The sequence below is a fragment of the Streptomyces milbemycinicus genome (assembly GCF_002154605.1).
GTDB classification, from domain to species: Bacteria; Actinomycetota; Actinomycetes; order Streptomycetales; family Streptomycetaceae; genus Streptomyces; species Streptomyces milbemycinicus.
On record NZ_MUNE01000030.1, the window covers coordinates 25,091 to 42,843 of the forward strand.

The following is a 17,753-nucleotide window of genomic DNA, read 5'->3' on the forward strand; positions in this document are numbered from 1 at the left end:
ATGGGAAACCAAGAGGAGATGGTGACATGGACAGCGGTTCCGCGGTGGTTCAGGCGCCCGGTGCGATACCTGTCGTGGGACACCTGACCGCGTTCCTGCGGGCACCACTGCCGTTTCTGCGCGGCCTGCCCGCACACGGTCCGCTGGTGACGATCCGGCTCGGCAGGCAGCGTGTCATCGTGGTGTGCGATCCCGAGCTGACCCGTACGGTGCTGGTGCAGGACCGGGTCTTCGACAAGGGCGGGCCCCTCTACGAGAGGCTGCGCGAGGCGGGCGGACAGGGCCTCGCCAGTTGCCCGAGCGGAGAACACCGCCGACAGCGCCGACTGATCCAGCCGGCCTTCCACCACAGCCGCTTCCCGGGGTACGCCCACGTCATGGCCGAGCGGATGGACACCCTCCTCGGCGGCTGGCACGACGGCCAGACCCTCGACCTCACCACGGAGACCCGGAGGATCGCCGCCGACGTGGTCATCTCCGCCATCTTCGGCACCGGCCTGGACGCGGCCGTCCACACCCGCCTGGCCACCGACTTCCACACCCTGCTGGCCGGCTTCACCCGGCACACCCTCACCCCGAAACCGCTGCGCAAGGTGCCCACACCGGGCAACCTCCGCTACGAGCGCGCCACCCGCCGGGTGCGCCGGACCATGGCCGATCTCACCACCACATACCGCGCCCACGGCGATACCGGCGAAACGAACCTGCTGTCCCTGCTCATCTCGGCCCGCGACCCGGAAAGCGACTCGCCCGCCCTGACGGACGACGAACTTGTGGACCAGGCCGTGACCATGTACTCGGCGGGGACGGAGACGACGGCGAGCGCGGTGTGCTGGGCCCTGTTCCTGGCCGCCCTGCACCCCGAGGTCCACGACCGGCTGATCACCGAGATCGACACGGTGCTGGACGGACGGACAGCCGACTGGAGCGACCTTCCCCGTCTGATCTACACCCGGCAGGTGTTCACCGAAGCCATCCGCATGTACCCGCCCGGCTGGTTCCTCACCCGGCGGACGGAATCGGACACCCGCTTGGGCTCGTACGACCTTCCGAAGGGCACGACGATCGCCTACAGCCCCTATCTCATCAGCCACCTGCCCGGCCTCTACCCGGACCCGGAAACCTTCGATCCCGACCGCTGGAAGCCGGCCGAGCGGGGGCCGGAGGTCCCGGTCACCGTGTTCGGTGGCGGCGCCCGCAAATGCATCGGCGACCAGTTCGCCCTCGTCGAAGGAGTCCTGCTGCTCGCCTCCCTCGTCAGCCACTGGCACATCGATTTCCACCCCGACAGCCTCTCCCTCCCCCGGCTGCCCCAGCTCACCCTCAACCCCGGAAAGATGAAGGCCACCGTCACGGCACGTCGAGGCGGCGAAGACCGGCAGCGGCACACATCACAGTCACGGGTTCCCTGACGCAGGAGAAGGTGGCGGCGGCTCGTCCGCGGGGTCCTCCTGGGCGGAGGGTGGCGGCGGCTCCGCTGCCGCCAGGGCCGCCGGCATCGTGCCGGGCTTGCTGTTGACGTACGTGGTGAGCCGGTGGACCTGCCGTTCCAGGGCCCTGATCCGGTCCACGATGTCCTCGGGCAGGTTCGCCATCAGTCTGTCTCCTCCAGATACAGATCGGCGGTCTCCGGGCGCCCCCGCTCGGGGGCGGTGACCTTGATGCCGACCACGCGATAGCGGGCGTCCAGGCCCTCGGAGAACCACACGTCCTTGATGCGCAGCCGCACGGTCGTGCCGAGCAGCGCGGGCGTGGTGTCGGAGCCGAGACGGATCCGGACCGAGGGGATGACCACCGGGCCGCGCAGGGCGGCGAGTTCGGAGCGGGCGAACGCGTCGAGCGTCGCCCTGTCGGTGACGTTGCTGTGGTCGGAGGTGGTGTCCAGCCGGGGGAACCCGGCCGCGATCAGGTCCTGCGCCACCTGTTCCCCGGACAGGACCGGACCGCTCGCCCCGCCCCCCGGGGTACCGCCCCTGGCCCGCGTGGTCGTCCCGCCGCGCGTGGCGTCGCGGGGGAAGGCGTACGACAGCACATCACCCGGCAGATCCAGCATCACGGGCTGGCTGCCCGCCTGGATCTTCGGCGAGCCGAGCTGGAGCAGCTTCACCCGGCGCCCCGTCACCGGATCCCGGTACACCGCGATCCGGTACTCGAAGCCGGGCTCCATCGCCGCCAGTTGCCCGATCGCCTCTTCCACCAGGGTCTCGTCCCCGTCGCGGTAGGCCACCGTACGGGAGGTGGTCGGGGCCGTCGTCTCGTACTCCACCCCGATCCGGCCGCCCTCGGCCCCCTGCATGTACTCCCACAGCCCACGGACGATCTCCAGATGGTCGACCGCGGAGAAGTTCAGGTTCGCGCGGATGTAGCGGCGGCCCGCGTACGAGTCGAAAGTGGCCGCCTGCAGCCCGACCGTCGTGCTGCCCCGGTCGTCCGTGGCCGGGGTCAGGGTCCATACGATGCCGCCCCAGCACACCTCGTCCCCACGCTCCAGATAGACGGCGGTGCGCCCCTCCACCAACTCCCGGACACGCCGGGCCATCCGGGCGTCGGGCACCGGCAGGGTCGCGCTGAGCGATCCGGGTTTGCCGAGGTAGTCGTCGTACTCCACGCCTTGCAGGGGCAGCACATCGATGGCCTGGTCGGTGCGCAGATCGGTGAACACGGCGCGGTAGCGGGCGTCCACGGCACTCATGCCACGGGGTCGACGCGGATGAAACGGCTGTCGAAGTGCACACGCGTCCCGGCGACGGAGGACCGGTAGGCGGCGGTCGCGGTGTAGACGGCGCCGGGGGTGAGGTTGCCCACCGGGAAGCAGGTGGAGATGGATGCCTTGCCCGCGCCGACGAGGATCGCCGCGCGGTCGTCGGAGGGAGCGAGCACTTCGGTGCCGCTCTGCAGCCTGATCCTGAAGGAGATGTACGCGGTGGCGTCCCCATCGGCGCCCGTGAAGGCACCGAAGGTGAGGGACACCCACCGCGAGGCCGGCGCGGTGAAGGTGGCGACGAGGGGGGCGGTGGTGTCGATGGGAAGGACTTCGACATACGAGGTGGAGGTGGTGCCGCCCCAGTCCGCGGTGTGCATCAGCACCGCGTTCGGAATGAACTTCGTCCACTGGACGCCGTCCCAGCGCTCCAGCCGGCCGCCCACGTCACGGTACTGCCCGACGTACGCCCCGTTGTGCGGCGCCCCGCCCGCCGCGGGGACGATACCGCCCAGTGCCGCGGTGTAGCGGCGGCGGTCGGTGATGGCGGAGGCCCAGGTGATGCCCTTGGCGGCGGACGCCCCGGCGGGAACGGCGATCTCGTAGAGGAGTTCGGTGTTCTTGGGCACGGCAGGGGCGGTGGGGGAACCGGCCGGGGTGCCCTGCAGGAGCTCCAGGGTGGCCTCGTACCTGCCGAGGCCGTCGTAGTCGTTGTCGTAGACCCGTACGACCAGCGCGTCCACGCGCGGCAGGCTGGCGTGCCCGTCAGTGATGGTCAGCAGGGTGTCGGAGTCGACGGTGACCGGGTAGCCACCCTGCGAGCCGGTGGACGTGCCCGCGATCCACACCTGCCCGGGAGAGAGTTTGGCCTGCATGCCGGCGGCGGCGGTGCCGGCGAGCTGCAGCCCGCCGAACACGCACCCGGCGCGGGTCAGCAGCGGCCCGGCGGACGCCATGCCGAGGCCGACGGCGAGCCGGGTGTCCTCGCGGGTCTGGCCGGTGGGCAGATGCCAGGCGGAACGAACGGTCATAGAACGGCTCCCATGCTGATCACAGGGCTTCTGTCTTTCTCGTGTGGGTGTGCGGCGTGTGATGTGCGCGTGAAGTGGCCGGGCGTGGTGCCACGGTTCACCACTCCGCGCGCCGCCAGGCGATCGTGGCGGTGGCGCCCGCCCCTCCCGACGCGGCCCGGAACGACAGCTGCGAGGTGCCGGGCGGCAAGGTGAACGACTCCTCCGGAGCGCTTCCCGGGACGGCGGTGTGGCGGCGCGACGCGGTGCCGTTGAACATCACGGTCCCCTCGGCGGTGTCCACGACGAGTTCGTCGTCCGGGGCCAGGGCGATCGCGTACTCCAGCCAGTCGCCGCCGGCCCGGTTGGCCAGGCGCGGCCGGGTGCACGGCCCGGTGAAGGTGATCACCGGATGGGCGGGGGCGCTGCCGTCGTTCTCCACGGTGAGGTCGCCCGTGGCACCGGGCGCACCCCAGACAAGCGGCCATACGAGCGGCCAGGTCAGGCCCGGTTCCCGCTGCGGGAGGCCGACGGTGTCGCGCCGCCCCACCGCCTCGTAGCGGCGCGGATCGCTGGCCTTCCACTGGAGCGTCATCTTCGCCAGGCGGCTCGCCGCGAACTGCCGGTCGGTGGGGACGACGCGCTGGGTGACCCGGGCCCGCACCGCCAGCGTCTCGCCGTGCAACCGCACCGCCAGCCATTCCTCCTCGTCGCGCACGGCGGTGGCCGCGCGCAGCGCGCGCAGGGCCTCCCGTACACCCTCGGGCCCGGAGTCCGGGTCCGGCGCGAACCACACCTGCGCGGTGACCGTACGGGCCTGCGCCCACTGCGAACCCGGCCAGCCGCCGTGGCCGACCGGGCGGTCGGCGTCGGAGGTGTCCAGGGCGGGCAACTCCTCCCAGCCGGTCAGTCCCTCTGCGGCGATCCAGTAGTCGGTGCCGGGGCCCATCAGCAGCCCGGCCCACTGCACCTGCCCATCGGCCGTGATCAGCGGTCCCGGCTCGGCGGCGGCGGTGGTGGTCTCGCTCGCCATGTCACCCCCTCGCCTTCATCAGGAACATCAGATCCTCGGCGGTCTGCCGGGCACTGGCGCCCGGGGCCTCGTGGTAGTGCTCGATGACGAACCCGCCACCCGGTTTGCCCGCGATGGCGAGCCCGGGCGCGGGCCCGGTGCGGGCCAGCAGGGCGTTCAGCCGGTTCAGCGGCAGTACGGCTTCGGCCTGCCCGGCCTCGGCGAGCAGCGCGAGGGTGCCTCCGGGGCGGGGCAGCACGATGCCGCCCTGGGCGAGTGTGGGGATGGTGGGCAGGTTCACCCCGAACGACTTGCCGCCGATCCCCGGCACCCAGGAGGGGACCGACACCTTGACCCGGTTCAGCGCCCCGATCGCCCGGTTGACCAGCCCGATCACCCCGTTCAGCGGCCCCCGCACGGCGCCGAGCACGGCACTGAACGCGCCCCGTACGACCCCGGCCAGCCCGCTGAACGCGTGCTGGATGCCGTTCCTGGTGGCCCGGAACGCGGCCGGGATCTTCTCCGAGAAGAAGGACAGCAGCGGGCGGATCACGGCCATGATGGCGTGGATCACCGTGGTGATGATGGTCTTGTAGATGTTGAAGTAGGTCTTCACCACGGTCCAGATGACCTTCAGCACGACCGTGAACGCCACCTTGATGGCATCCCAGGTCGCCTGCACCACCTGTTTCGCCACCCGCATCGTGCTGCCGATGACCTGGCCGACGATCCTGAAGGCAGCCTGGACGATGCGCTGGACCGTCTTGGACTGCATGGCCATGTCGACAAGCTTCATGATCAGCGGCATCAGCAGCGCCATGACAGCCCCGAAGACATTCGACTTCATGGCGGTGTTCAGGCCCTTCTGGGCCGTGGTCACCCCCTGGAGCCCCGTCTTCATCCGCCCCATCAGCCCCCCGCCGGTCGCCGCGCCGCGGCCCGCGGTGGTCATGGAACGGCCGCTCTTGGCGACACTGCGCTCGGCGGCGTTGGCTTCTCGCTGCAGGGTGCGCATGGAGTTGGCCGACTTGTCGACGTCGTCCTTGATACGGCCCACGGCGCCGCCGGCCTGGGTCGCGGTCCGGGCGAACTTGGAGACGGTGGTATCGGTCTGGCCGGTGCCGTTCTTCAGCCTCAGCAGCGCGGACGAGGACCTGTTGAGTGCAGCGAGCAGTGACATGGCGGATGCCTCCCTCCGTCCCCTCAGCCCAAGGCCTGGGCCAGGCTGTCGATGCGGGCCTCAAGGTGGTTGATGCGCTCGGCGGCTTCGCTGAAGGACCTGGTGTTGCCGATGTGCGCCTGTTGTTGTGGGGCGCTGCGGCTGACCTGGGTACGCAGGGCGTCCAGGCGGCTGTTCGCCCGGTGGGCCTGGTTGACGGCCTGGTTGATACGTTCGGTCAGAGCCTGGTGCACATGGCTGTGGAGCTGCTTCAGGGGTGACTCGACATCCTGTTTCACAAAGTCGTGCAGGTGATCGACACGCTCCTTGAGCTCGGCGATGGACGACTTGATGCCGTCGATCGTCTGCTGTGCTTCCCGCTCGGCGCGTCTCTCCTGGAAGAGTTCCAGGAGGTTGATGTCCTTTCCCGCGACCTTGAAGGAATAGGTGGCCAGGTTGGCCTCGCCCTTGAACGCCGTGGCCTCGAGTTTGAGAGCGTTGGCCTCGGAGTTGATGAGCGTCATCGCCTCCTGGTGCAACTTCTTCTGGAACCCCGCCCAGTAGCGGTCGAGCCAACTCGCCACGACCGCCACGGCGACCTTCGTCGCCTCTTCACCGATGCTCACGCACCCTCCCAGGGGGCTCGAACGGACCGTTTCAACCGAAGAACCGCGCCAGCTCCGCCGCGGTCGGCGCACGGTCAGTGGCGGCCGGCCCCGGCGCGTCGGATGCTCCCGCGGCCCCCGCGCCCGGCCGGGGCACCGGCACCGGCGCCTCCGGCGGGTCCGCGTACTCGTCGCGGTTGACCGACGCGTACATCCAGTTGGCGATCGCGAGGTGGTCGACCACCGCCGCCAGCAGATGGTCCGTCAGCCGCCACTCCGCGGCCTCGCCCTCCCGGGCCCGTACGAACGCCGAGTCCGGCGGCAGATGGCGGACCAGGACCGACAGCCGCCGCGAGGACAGCGTCTCCCGGTGCCAGTCGAGCAGATCGACGCCGTAGTACCGCAGCAGATCAGCCTCCAGCGCCTCGGCGTGCTCCTCCACGAGCGCGCCGAGGCTCAGCCTTCCCCCACGCCGAGCCCGGTGTCCTGGCCGTACGCCTCGAGGATCGCGGCGATGTCCTGCACGCTCACCTCGTGTTCGCACAGCCGCTGGTAGCTCTCCTCCCCCATGAGCAGGGCGAGCAGCCCGTCCAGGTCGTTGTCCTTGAGCTCGGCGAGGGCGTGCGCCGAGCGGCGGGGGATCTCGGTGGGCAGGGAGAACGTCTCCCCGTCGACCTCGAAGTCCCAGGTCTGGCCGAGGGCTTCGAGACGCTGGGCGCGTGCGGCGTTGACATTGAACGGGGGCATCGACGGCGACTCCTTCGCTGTGGAGGTGGTGGGGTCAGGACCAGGGTCAGGACCAGGATCAGGACCGGGGTCAGGACCCGGCGAAGGCCGGGTCGTTCATCAGCCAGGTGGCCAGTGGGGTGTCGTTGTCCACGGCCAGGGCGGTGAAGGTGACGCCGAGGCGGACTGCGGCCGTGCGGGTGAGCTGGAGCTCTTCTGTCTCGGTGACCTGGCCCCTGCGGATGATGAAGCGGTACTTGATGACATCGCCGTCCGCGAACTCGACGCCGAGCATCCGCTCGTCCTTCTTCGGCTCGGAGTCGAGTTCATAGCGGTACACCTTGGAGCCGGCCGCGGTCTCCGTCACCGCGTCGCCGCCGAAGAAGAACGGCAGGGTGTCCTCGTTGAGCTGGAGCAGCTGGAACTTCACGGTCAGGTCGCGGTCGGAGTAGACGAAGCGGGCCGGGCTGACCGACTGCCAGGTGTCCACCGGGTCGATCTTGTCCTTCTTGTTGAACTTGATGCCGTCGGTGCTGGTGTACCCGAGGTCCTTCCAGGCCGCCGCCCACGCCGTGGACACGTCGGCCGGGACGGTGGTGCCGAGCGGGGCGGTCAGGATGCGGCCGGTCCCCGCTACACGGATCTCGTTGGGGTTCATTCCGGGCATGCGTGGCTCCTTGTGAAACGAGATGAGGAAGAGCGGCAAGCGGGCGGCTACGCCGGGCGGATGGAGAGCCGGGCCGTGGACAGATAGCGGCTGGCCGCGGCGTGGAGGTGGTCGGGCAGCCAGCGGGGGCCGTCCACCTCGGTGATGTCGGTGACAAACGCGGTGCCGAACGTGGTGCCGCGTACGGTGAACAGCGCCGTACGGGCGGCCGTGGCCACGGTGTGGGCGGTGGGTTTGTCGGGGCCGTACACCTCGAGGTCGACCAGCGGCTGGTCCAGATGGATGTCCTCCACCCAGACGCCGCCCGCGCGGGACACCAGAACGGCCTTCTGGGTCCCGTCGAAGTCGGGCGGGGTCCGGTTGTCCACGAGGACCCCGGCCAGTTCGGGGCGGTTCTTCAGATGCTCGACGACGAGGCGTTCGACGTCAGGAAAGATCACCAAGGGCTCGGTCATGCGCGCACTCCTTGCTGTTGTCAGGGGCTGCGCACAGCGAAAAGCGGCGGGACCGTGGCCCGATTCCCGGACACAGCTCCGCCGCTGTCGCCAAGTGTGACGCAACTCGTGTCTATTCACAACCACTTATTGCCACTTGTCGCTATATGATCAAGGGGCCCGCAGGTCACATGCGTCGCCGGGTGGCACGTTCGGCCGCGAACACATCCTCCAGCCGGTAGAGGAACGCCTTGCCCTGGCGGCCCGCGGGCCGCAGCCGTTCCAGTTGCACCCACTTGCGGATGGTGGCGGGAGTGACGCCCACCTCCAGGGCGGCCAGATCGGCGGTCACCAGCGCGCCCTCGGGCGCCCGAGCGGTCCTCATCGGCCCACCGCCCCGGCGGTGGACCGGCAGTCCAGGGCGGCGGTGATCTCCTCCAGGGCCGTCCCGCCCCGCCCGACGAGCTCTCCCCACTCGGCCTCCGGCCAGGAGTGCCGATGTGTGCGGTCCTCATGGCAGCCGCAGTCCGGTTGCGGACACCGGCAGCCGGGGTTGATGCACAGCACCGCCCCGCGCAGCGGAAAGGCCCGCAGCGAGACCGACGCGCACAGCGGACATCTGTCGCGCAGCCGCACCACGGGCTCCGCGTCCCCGAGCGCGTCGGAGCAGCGTCGCGCCATTCCGCCGACCTCGTCCAGCAGATGCCGCATCAGCACCGGGTCGGTCTCGACCCGGTCCAGCAGCCCCGCGAGGCGGCCCAGCCTGACCTCGACCGATCCCTTGCCGGCGGGCGGCAGCCCCAGCCGGTCGTGGACGGCCTCCTCCAGCTCCACCACACCGTCGGTGATGTCCCGTACGGTGTCGCAGACCCGCATGCGCAACGGCGCCGAGGGCCCGTGCCGGTCGGCGCCCCCGCGCCGACGCCCGAGCCCGGGGCGGTGCGGGGAGGGAGCCAACTCCGCCCGCAACTCCGGGAATTGCCGCGCCAATACGGCCATCCAGTGGCTCGCTCTGATGCGGTCAGGGTGCGCAGGTACGTCATTGCTCAACAGAACCCCCCATGTCGTCTGCCCCCTCACCCACTAGGAGCCGCCGACGACGCGGAAGGGTTCCTACCGGAATGGTGTCCGTGGAGGGGGCCGGCTGCCGACCGCTGGTAGCGATCCGGCCCCCGGGTGAACATGGGAACGTAGGCAGCGCGGGCGCTGTTGGGCCCCTCCTGGTTGGTGACGCCCATGCATGGACACAAAGCTCCCGAGGAAACGGAGCGCGACGCCGTCCTGACGGTCGCCGAACGGCTGAAGGCCGTATACGCGGGCAGGTGTGCTCCGGAGGAGATCGATGCCGCCGTGGCCACGGCGTACGCCGCGTTGCGCGACCGGCCGGTGCGCGCGTTCATTCCGGTCCTCGTGGAGCGCAGGGTACGCCGCATGTTGAAAGGCCCCGCCAACTGAGCCGAGCGGCCACCGGGGCTCCGGCAGGACAGCGGGGCGGGGATGTGCACATACTGAGGGAACGAAGGGCACCGCCCGTCGGGGCGGTGCCGTGCCAGTGGCCACCAATGGCGGAGGCCATGTGATCGTGAGCCTGCTTTCCGGGACCGTCCGGAGTGCCGCGGGGGCGGTGGCGGCAACTCCCGTAGTGCTCTCGGCACTCGGGCGGATGCTGACGCCGCGGACGCGTCGTATGTGGCAGGTGCCCGGCGGGGTGCAGATCGAGCTCCGGTACGTGCGACGGCCCGGAGCAGCCGAGCTCGCGCGTGGGCTGGAGGCCCGGCTGGGTGAGGTGCGCGGAGTGGTCCGGGCGGAGGTGAACGGGACGCTCGGCTGCGTGTTCGTCGGCTGTGAACCGGACGGAAGCGACCTGGAATCCGTCGTCCGCCTGGTGGCGGAAGCCGAGGCGGAGGCCGAGGCCGCCGCCCGGGAGACGGCCCGCGGGGAGGGCGCGGGCAAGGCCGGCGCCGACAGGGTGCGGATCCCGCGCGCGGTCGGTTTCCCCGGCGGCCCCGAGGCGCAGGTCGGTGCCGCGGTCCAGGTCGCCGGGAGTCTGGTGGCCTTCGGCGTGGCGGTGGTGGGGCGGATCGCCAGGATCCCGGGCCTGCCACCGGCCGTACCGGCCCTGCTCGAGCTCACGGAGGCCACTCCACGGCTGCATGACGCCGCCGCCCGCAAGCTCGGCGCGGCGGCTGCCGATGTCGGCTGGGCGACGGCGAACCTGATCACCACGACGCTGACGTTCCGCCCACTGGGCCCGGTCGTCTCCGGTCTTCTGGCCGCCGTCCGGTACACGGAGACGAAGGCCAGGCGCCGGGCGTGGCAGGACTGGGCGCTGCGGCTGGGCGGGCGCGACGGGGCGTACCGCCACGATGCCGCTCCGGCCGATGAGCGGCCGATGCCGCTGCCGCAGGGGCCGGCCGGGCGGTATGCGCATGCGGCTGTCCCGGCGGCAGTGGCGGGTTATGGCGTCACGGGGGCCCTGACCCGCAGCCGTGACCGGGCGCTGGCCTCGATGATCGCGGGTATCCCCAGAGCTGCCTGGTCCGGGCTTGAGACCTTCGCCGCCACGGTGGGACAGTGCGCCTCCGATCGGGGAGCCCTCGTGCTGCGCCCGGAGGCGCTGCGTCGGCTCGACCGCATCGACACGGTCGTCCTCGACGCCCGGGTGCTGGCCACCGGTACGTGGACGGTCGGTACGGTGGCGCCCCTGGCGCCTGGCGGGACCACGGTCGCCGGTCCGGACCTCGATGAGATCCACGCCGTGATCCACGAGCTGATCGACGGCACCGACCCGGCACAGCCCCTGGAACACGGTGGCTGGGCACTACGGCCACTCACCGAGCGCCAGGACGCGGAAACGGAGCTGCCCGGGGAGGCGGCCGCCCTGGCCGAGGAGTGGGCCGAGCAGGGTGCGCGGGTGCTCCTGGTCGTCCGGGACGGCCGCCCCGTCGCGGTCGCGGGCCTGGTGCCGCAGTTGCAGCCGCTCGCCGAACACCTGGTGCGCGCGGCGCGCGAATGCGGCCGAGTGGTGCTCGCGGGCGGTCCGGTCGGCCTGCACCGCCGCTTCGGACTGGACGAGGCCGTGCCCACCGGCGGGACCCGTACGGCGGCTCTGGTCCGCTCCCTCCAGGGCGAGGGCCGCGGTGTGGCCGTGGTCGCCACCCGTAGCGGACGCGCCCTGGCCCAGGCCGATCTGGGCATCGGGGTGTCCGGTGGTCTGCGCCGGGTGGCGTGGGACGCGGATGTCGCCGCGCCGCCCGATGTGGCGTATCTGCTGCTGACCGCTGTTCCGGACGCCCGCAGGCTGAGTCGGCTGTGTGTCCGTATCGAAGCGGTCGGCGCGCTTGCCGGTGCGACGTTGGCTCTCGCACTTCCCCGGCGTGGCGCCTGGGCGCGGGCGCGCGTCGTGAGCGACGGTACGGCCATCGCCGGGATCGGGACAGGGGTATGGGCGGGATGGGCGCTGCGCGGCCATCCGGCCCCCGCCGCCGTCGAGCGGACGCCCTGGCATGCCATGACGGTACGTCAGGTCGTCGCCCGGCTCGGCACATCGTCCCGGGGGCTCGACGAGGCCGAGGCCGGGCGGCGCCGTCGGTTCGACGGGCACGAGCGGCCGACCGCCGCCGTCACCCTTGTCGGGAGAGTCGCGGAGGAACTGGCCAATCCGCTCACGCCCGTGCTCGCGATCGGCGGCGGCATCTCGGCGGCGCTCGGCTCCGTCCTGGACGCGGTGCTCATCGGTGTCGTGCTCGCCGTCGACGCGCTGGTGGGCGGAGCCCAGCGGCTGGGCGCCGACCGCGCGGCGGAGCGGCTTGTCGAGGCGACCTCGGCCCGGGCCCGGCTGCGCAGGGCGGGCCGGGCCGGCCTCGCCGAGACATCCGCCGACCATCTGGTGAGCGGCGATGTCATCGAGCTGCGCGCCGGTGACGCGGTCCCGGCCGACTGCCGGGTGCTCGAGGCGACGGGCCTGGAGGTGGACGAATCAAGCCTCACCGGCGAATCCCAGCTCGTGCTGAAGACGCCCGCCCCGACCGCGGCGAGGGCGGTCGCGGACCGGCACTCCATGCTGTACCAGGGCACGACGGTGGCGGCCGGCAGCGCGCTCGCCGTTGTCGTCGCCACCGGAACCGCCACCGAGGCCGGCAGCGCCGCTCAGGCCGCCCCGGCGGGCGCGCTCCCGGAAAGCGGTGTGGAACACCGCCTGAACACTCTGGGCCACTGGTTCCTGCCCCTGTCCATCGCCTCGGGTGTCGCGCTGTTCCTCGCCGACCTCACCCGCAGGCGGCCCCTCGGCGCGGCCCTGGGCTCGGCGGTCAGCCTGTGCGTCGCCGCCGTACCCGAAGGTCTGCCCTTCGTCGCCACCGTCGCGGAACTGGCCGCGGCCCGCCGGCTGTCCACCCGTAACACCCTGGTGCGCAGCGCCCCCACCATCGAAGCGCTCGGCCGCACCGATGTGCTGTGCTTCGACAAGACCGGCACGCTCACCGAAGGCAGAATCAGCCTCCAGCAGGTGTCCGACGGCCTTGAGCGGCGCACGCTCGACGCGCTCACCCCACGGCTGCGGCGGATCGTCGCCACCGCGGCCCTCGCGGGACCTGTCGGCCCGACGTCGGCGCTCACCCACCCCACGGACCGGGCCATCGCCTCCGGGGCCGAGCGGGTCGGCGCCGCCCCGGCCCCGGAGGGGCGGGAGGCGGCGGACGGCTGGCAGCGGCTGGCGGAGCTGCCGTTCGAACCGGGGCGCGGATATCACGCCGTACTCGGCCGTGCCGAGGGGCGGACGCGGCTGGTGGTCAAGGGCGCACCCGAGGTCGTTCTGACCCGTTGCGTACAGGTCAGACGCAATGACACCACCATGCCGTTCACCGCGAGGCTGCGGGAGGCGATCGACCGGGACATCGACCGCCTGGCGCGCCGCGGCCTGCGGGTGCTGGTGGTCGCCGAACGCATCGGCCCGGACACCGTCGCCGCCACTCCCCCGGCCCTCGACGGCACGGACGTCAAGGGGCTGCGGCTGCTGGGCCTGCTGGGTCTTGCGGACCCGGTACGGGCCACCGCCGCCGAGAGCGTCCGCCGGCTGACCCGGGCCGGCGTACGGGTCGTCATGCTGACCGGAGACCACCCGAGCACCGCCGCCGCGATCGCCGGTGAGCTGCAGCCGGACGAGGGGCTGCGGATGATGACCGGAGTGGAGATGGACGCGCTCGACGACGCCGCGCTCGCCGAGGCGTTGCCGCAGATCTCGGTCTTCGCCCGGGTCACCCCCGCCCACAAGGTGCGCATCGTCACCACGCTGCGTTCGGTCGGCCGGGTGGTGGCCGTGACCGGCGACGGCGCCAACGACGCCCCCGCCATCCGGCTCGCCGACGTCGGCATCGCCATCGGCTCCCGGGCGACCCCCGCGGCGCGCACCGCCGCCGATGTGGTGGTCACCGACGACCGTATCGAGACCGTCGTCGATGCCATCGTGGAGGGCCGGGCCATGTGGGCCTCGGTCCGCAAGGCGCTGGGCATCCTGCTCGGCGGGAACCTCGGGGAGATCACCTTCGTCCTGGCGACCTCCATGTTCACCGGACGAAGCGCGCTCAACGCACGCCAGTTGCTCCTCGTCAATCTCCTCACGGACATGCTGCCGGCCATGGCCATCGCCGCCCGTCCTCCGGCGGGCAGGGCCGAGAAACTGCTCGCCGAAGGGCCCGAGGTGTCCCTGGGCAGAGCCCTCACCCGGCACATCCGCCTGCGCGCCACCCTCACGGCGCTCGCCGCGGGCAGCGCGTGGGCCGTCGCCCGGGCGACCGGCACCAGGGCCCGCGCCGACACCGTCTCCCTGGTCGCGCTCGTCGCCTCCCAGCTGCTGCAGACACTCGCCGACGCGGGCCGTGATCCCGTGGTCGCCCTCGCCGCCGTCGGATCCCTCGTGGCCCTCGGCTTGGTGGTGGCGCTCCCCGGCCTCAGCCACTTCTTCGGCAGTCGGCCCCTCGGCCCGGTCGGCTGGACGATCGGGCTGGCAGCGGCGGCGGCCCCCGTCGTACTGCCCGCCGTGTGGCACTTTCTCGCGCGTGATCTCACCGGCCCCGGAATGACACCGACGGTTCACCTGACAGCCCCTTGTGCTCCATGTGTACGAAGCTCCGGCACCGCACAAAGGAGCGGTAAGTGAAGCATGTACAAGAAAGGCCGCTGTCATGTCGCAGCTGTTCACCACTCTCCTCACCAAGGCCGCGGTCGCCGTACTCGAGGCGCTTCTCATGCGTCTGCTCGTCCAGCTGTGGAACACCTTCGCCCTCCGCGGTCGCCCGGTGGCGGCCGTGGCCTGAGAAGTGGCCTGAGAAGAGGGACGACGCACTACCGCCGGAGCGCCGCGGACAGCAGCGCGGCGGGCGGATCGCCATCGAGGAAGTCGAAGAGCTCGTCGAAGGTCGGTCCGGTGGCGGGGCCGTGCCGGGTGACCGCGAAGGCTGCCGCGGCGTTGGCGCCCTGTGCGGCGGCGATCGGGTCGAGCCCGTGGCCGAGGAAGGCCAGGAAGGCTCCCGTATGGGCGTCGCCCGCGCCGTTGCTGTCGACCGCGGTCACACGGCGGCCGGGGAGGTGCAGCGGCTCGCCGCCGGGCGGGACCAGCCAGCAGCCGGCCGCGTCGGCCCGCAGGAGCACCCCGGTACGGGGACCGAGCCGGGCGGCGAGCGCGGCCGCGCCCTCATAGGGGTCGGCCAGGCCGGTCAGCAGCCTTCCCTCGCGCTGGTTGCAGCTGACCCAGTCGCAGCGCGCCAGGACCGGTGCCAGCACCTCCTGCGGAATCTGGTCGACCAGGGGACCCGGGTCGAGGGAGACCCGGGTGTGCTCCGGCAGCCGCGCGACGAGCGAGGCCAGGATCGGGCCGTTGACCGGGTAGGCGAGCCCGTATCCGGAGATCTGAACCATGTCGCCGGGGCGCAGCGCGGCGAGCACGGCCGTGGCATCGGCCTCTGTCAGCCGGGCCTCCGCGCCGAGGCTGGTGGCGAAGGTGCGCTCGCCTCCGTCGTCGACGAAGGCGACGCAGAATCCGGTGTCCGCCTCCGCGACCCGGTCCAGCACCATCTCGATGCCCTCCCTGGCGAGGTCCGCCCGCACCCGGTCGCCGAACGGCCCTGTGCCGTGGGCGCCCACGTACAGGGTCGGCAGGCCCAGGCGGCGGGCGGCGGTGAGGACGTTGAATCCGCCGCCTGTGGTGAGGTTGGTGTCCTGGGACACGGTGTCGCCGCCGCGTTCGGGCAGTGCGGGCACGCGCATCACCAGGTCGACGATGGCGTTGCCGACCAGGACCAGCCGGCCGTCCGTGGGCTCGCCGGTGGCGCCGTGCCCGGCGGCGGGGTTCACGAGCCCGTTCATGAGATCTCCCGCGTGGCCGGAGCGGACAGGACCTGCTGCTGGGGACGCTGTCCGGCGGCCTCTTGGCGGACGGTGCCGTCCAGCCTGCGCAGCAGCGCGTAGACGGTGGCCGAGAGGGTCAGCGTCACCACCCACCCGAGCCCGTTGGAGCCGATCCAGCTGTGTGCGAGCGGCCCGGAGAACCACACGTCGGTCGGGCTGGTGCTCGCCTCCGTGAACAGCAGGCCCACCACGATGGCCATCGCCCAGGCGATCATCGCGGCCCAGGCGACCCCGCCCCGGAACCAGTAGCGGCTGGAGCGGCCGACGTCCATCAGGGCCGCGCTGTCGTACGACCGGCGGACGATGAGGTCGACGGCGAAGACGCCCACCCAGGCGTTGATCGGCACGGCGAGAAGGGTGAGGAAGGTGATGAACGGGCCGTAGAAGTCCTTGGCGATCAGGATGAAGTAGATCCCGCCCGCGAAGGTGACGATCACGTCCAGGCCGACGGCGAGGGTGCGTCGGACCCGTATGCCCAGGGTGATCATGGTGAGTCCGGCCGAGTAGACGGACAGGTGGTTGGAGAGCAGCAGCCCGCCGAAGGCGGCGATCAGATACGGGATGGACATCCAGGTGGGCAGCATCGCGTTGATGGCCGAGACCGGATCGGAGGCGGAGGCGAGATCCGGCTCACCCGCCGCGAGCAGTGAGCCCAGCGAGATCAGCACGACCAGCGGAATACCGGCGCCGAACGCGGACGCGGCCACGAGCCGCCCGCCGGGGATCCGCCGGGGCAGATAACGGGCGTAGTCGGCGCCGGTGTTGGCCCAGCCGATCCCGGTCCCGGCAGCGATCATGCCGACGCCCACGACCATCGCACTCACCGGACCGGCCGGCGCGTGGCCCACCTTGCCCCAGTCGACGGTGGCCGCGAGAAAACCGATCACCACCAGGTTGAGCAGGCCGAAGACATAGCTGGCCCATCTGTTGATCCACATGATGGTGGCGTGTCCGAGGCCGCTGATCAGCAGAGTGCAGCCGATGAAGACCAGCAGACAGATCACGGTGAGCACGGTGTTGCGCCGGATGCCGAACGCGACGTCGAGCAGCGCCAGCAGGGCGAAGGCGGCCGTGGTGGTGTTGATGGTCTCCCAGCCGAGCCGGCTCATCCAGGTGACCAGCGTGGGGCCCGCGTTGCCACGGACCCCGAACACCGCCCGGGACAGCGTGAGGGCGGGCGCCCCGCCCCGCTTACCGGCGATGCTGAGTGCGCCCACCAGGGCGAAGGAGCCGAAGGACCCGAGCACGGCCACGACGGCCGCCTGCCAGATGTTCAGGCCGCGGAAGCTGACCAGAGCCGCGCCGAGCGGCAGGCCGAGGATGCTGATGTTCGCGGCGAACCAGGTCCAGAACATCTGTCCGGCGTGGCCGTGGCGCTCGGTGTCCGGAACCGGCTCGATGCCACGGGTCTCCACGGAGCCGACGCGGTCTTTCTCTGAAGCCGCCATGGTGGTACCTGTCTTTCTGTACGGGGGGCGCTCCGGTGCGGGTGGATGGGCGGGCGCGTGTTCACTCGGCCGGGTGCGTGTTCATTTCGGCGGGGCGCGTGTTCACTCGGCCGGGCCGGCGCGCAGCGCGAGCAGGGCGGTGGCCAGCGGTTCCAGGTCGAGGCCGTTGACCGAGCGCAGGGTGGCGAGGGCATCGGCGGGCAGTCCCGAGGCCCCGCTGACGGAACCGGCCATGGCGCCCGCGATGGCACCGATGGTGTCGCAGTCACCACCGAGGTTCGCCGCCAGCAGACACGCCCGCCAGGGGGCGCCCTCGGCGAGGGCCAGTACGGCGAAGGCCGCGGGGACCGACTCCTGGCTGGCGACGCTGGTGCCGACCAGGTCGCAGACGCGGTCCAGGGCCTGGTCCTCGGGCAGACCGCGGACCAGGTCCACGGCCCAGCGGATGCGGGCGGCGATATCGGCACCGGCGACCCAGTGGCCCCGCTCGGCGCCGGCCTCGGCCGCCGTGATCGCCGCGGCGAAGGCGTCCTCCAGGTCTCCGCCGTCGATGCCCCGGCTGACGGCCGCCGCCACGGCGGCCGCGG

19 protein-coding genes are annotated in these 17,753 nt (G+C 71.7%); 4 read left to right on the top strand and 15 right to left on the bottom strand.

Annotation, left to right across the window (positions count from 1 at the left end; translation table 11 throughout):
• Window positions 1-26 precede the first annotated feature (26 nt).
• Window positions 27-1,412 (top strand): cytochrome P450, encoded by a 1,386-nt coding sequence (locus CCN51_RS02400; RefSeq protein WP_014172822.1) that lies wholly within the window; start codon window positions 27-29, stop codon window positions 1,410-1,412.
• Here the strand turns inward: CCN51_RS02400 and CCN51_RS02405 are convergent.
• The 12 genes from CCN51_RS02405 to CCN51_RS02460 all read right to left on the bottom strand — a co-directional run bounded on the left by CCN51_RS02405 (window position 1,398) and on the right by CCN51_RS02460 (window position 9,313).
• The gene (locus tag CCN51_RS02405; protein WP_014172823.1) at window positions 1,398-1,595 is read right to left on the bottom strand and encodes a hypothetical protein; all 198 of its coding nucleotides are present in this window, start codon (window positions 1,593-1,595) and stop codon (window positions 1,398-1,400) included. The two genes, CCN51_RS02400 and CCN51_RS02405, sit on opposite strands and share 15 nt — an antisense overlap.
• Window positions 1,595-2,692 carry a hypothetical protein gene (locus CCN51_RS02410; protein ID WP_043485936.1) on the bottom strand — a complete coding sequence of 366 codons (1,098 nt, stop codon included), beginning with the start codon at window positions 2,690-2,692 and terminating at the stop codon, window positions 1,595-1,597. The genes CCN51_RS02405 and CCN51_RS02410 overlap by 1 nt, the downstream gene beginning before the upstream one ends.
• Window positions 2,689-3,732: a hypothetical protein gene (locus CCN51_RS02415; protein WP_014172825.1), complete on the bottom strand. Its 1,044-nt coding sequence runs from the start codon at window positions 3,730-3,732 to the stop codon at window positions 2,689-2,691. The genes CCN51_RS02410 and CCN51_RS02415 overlap by 4 nt, the downstream gene beginning before the upstream one ends.
• Before the next feature lie 97 nt (window positions 3,733-3,829).
• Window positions 3,830-4,744, bottom strand: coding sequence for a phage distal tail protein (locus tag CCN51_RS02420; RefSeq protein WP_086859212.1), 915 nt, complete (start codon window positions 4,742-4,744; stop codon window positions 3,830-3,832).
• Between the two features lies 1 nt (window position 4,745).
• Window positions 4,746-5,903, bottom strand: a complete 1,158-nt coding sequence (locus CCN51_RS02425; protein ID WP_014172827.1) for a phage tail family protein — start codon at window positions 5,901-5,903, stop codon at window positions 4,746-4,748.
• Between the two features lie 23 nt (window positions 5,904-5,926).
• Window positions 5,927-6,508, bottom strand: a complete 582-nt coding sequence (locus CCN51_RS02430) for a hypothetical protein (protein WP_014172828.1) — start codon at window positions 6,506-6,508, stop codon at window positions 5,927-5,929.
• Window positions 6,509-6,539: 31 nt separating this feature from the next.
• Window positions 6,540-6,929: a hypothetical protein gene (locus CCN51_RS02435; protein ID WP_014172829.1), complete on the bottom strand. Its 390-nt coding sequence runs from the start codon at window positions 6,927-6,929 to the stop codon at window positions 6,540-6,542.
• Between the two features lie 14 nt (window positions 6,930-6,943).
• Window positions 6,944-7,234: a hypothetical protein gene (locus CCN51_RS02440; protein ID WP_014172830.1), complete on the bottom strand. Its 291-nt coding sequence runs from the start codon at window positions 7,232-7,234 to the stop codon at window positions 6,944-6,946.
• A gap of 70 nt (window positions 7,235-7,304) precedes the next feature.
• Window positions 7,305-7,880, bottom strand: coding sequence for a phage tail tube protein (locus CCN51_RS02445; RefSeq protein WP_014172831.1), 576 nt, complete (start codon window positions 7,878-7,880; stop codon window positions 7,305-7,307).
• Window positions 7,881-7,927: 47 nt separating this feature from the next.
• Window positions 7,928-8,335 carry a hypothetical protein gene (locus CCN51_RS02450; protein WP_014172832.1) on the bottom strand — a complete coding sequence of 136 codons (408 nt, stop codon included), beginning with the start codon at window positions 8,333-8,335 and terminating at the stop codon, window positions 7,928-7,930.
• 166 nt (window positions 8,336-8,501) lie between these two features.
• Window positions 8,502-8,699 (bottom strand): hypothetical protein, encoded by a 198-nt coding sequence (locus CCN51_RS02455; protein ID WP_014172833.1) that lies wholly within the window; start codon window positions 8,697-8,699, stop codon window positions 8,502-8,504.
• Complete coding sequence (locus CCN51_RS02460) at window positions 8,696-9,313, bottom strand: hypothetical protein (protein WP_055413828.1); 618 nt, start codon at window positions 9,311-9,313, stop codon at window positions 8,696-8,698. The genes CCN51_RS02455 and CCN51_RS02460 overlap by 4 nt, the downstream gene beginning before the upstream one ends.
• A 237-nt stretch (window positions 9,314-9,550) precedes the next feature.
• Between CCN51_RS02460 and CCN51_RS02465 the strand changes: the two genes are divergently transcribed.
• The 3 genes from CCN51_RS02465 to CCN51_RS59115 all read left to right on the top strand — a co-directional run bounded on the left by CCN51_RS02465 (window position 9,551) and on the right by CCN51_RS59115 (window position 14,628).
• On the top strand, window positions 9,551-9,769 hold the full coding sequence (locus CCN51_RS02465; RefSeq protein WP_014172835.1) for a three-helix bundle dimerization domain-containing protein: 219 nt from the start codon (window positions 9,551-9,553) through the stop codon (window positions 9,767-9,769).
• A gap of 253 nt (window positions 9,770-10,022) precedes the next feature.
• Complete coding sequence (locus CCN51_RS02470) at window positions 10,023-14,471, top strand: cation-translocating P-type ATPase (RefSeq protein WP_238545244.1); 4,449 nt, start codon at window positions 10,023-10,025, stop codon at window positions 14,469-14,471.
• A 25-nt stretch (window positions 14,472-14,496) separates the two neighbouring features.
• Window positions 14,497-14,628: a hypothetical protein gene (locus CCN51_RS59115; protein ID WP_014172837.1), complete on the top strand. Its 132-nt coding sequence runs from the start codon at window positions 14,497-14,499 to the stop codon at window positions 14,626-14,628.
• A 28-nt stretch (window positions 14,629-14,656) separates the two neighbouring features.
• Here CCN51_RS59115 and CCN51_RS02475 read toward each other — a convergent pair whose 3' ends face one another.
• The 3 genes from CCN51_RS02475 to CCN51_RS02485 form a co-directional block, all read right to left on the bottom strand.
• Window positions 14,657-15,676, bottom strand: coding sequence for a PfkB family carbohydrate kinase (locus CCN51_RS02475; protein WP_014172838.1), 1,020 nt, complete (start codon window positions 15,674-15,676; stop codon window positions 14,657-14,659).
• Window positions 15,673-17,166: a purine-cytosine permease family protein gene (locus CCN51_RS02480; protein ID WP_014172839.1), complete on the bottom strand. Its 1,494-nt coding sequence runs from the start codon at window positions 17,164-17,166 to the stop codon at window positions 15,673-15,675. Before CCN51_RS02480 ends, CCN51_RS02475 begins: the two co-directional genes overlap by 4 nt.
• Before the next feature lie 102 nt (window positions 17,167-17,268).
• Window positions 17,269-17,753, bottom strand: a 485-nt coding sequence (locus tag CCN51_RS02485; RefSeq protein ID WP_211303200.1) for an ADP-ribosylglycohydrolase family protein, incomplete at its 5' end; no start/stop codon positions are given.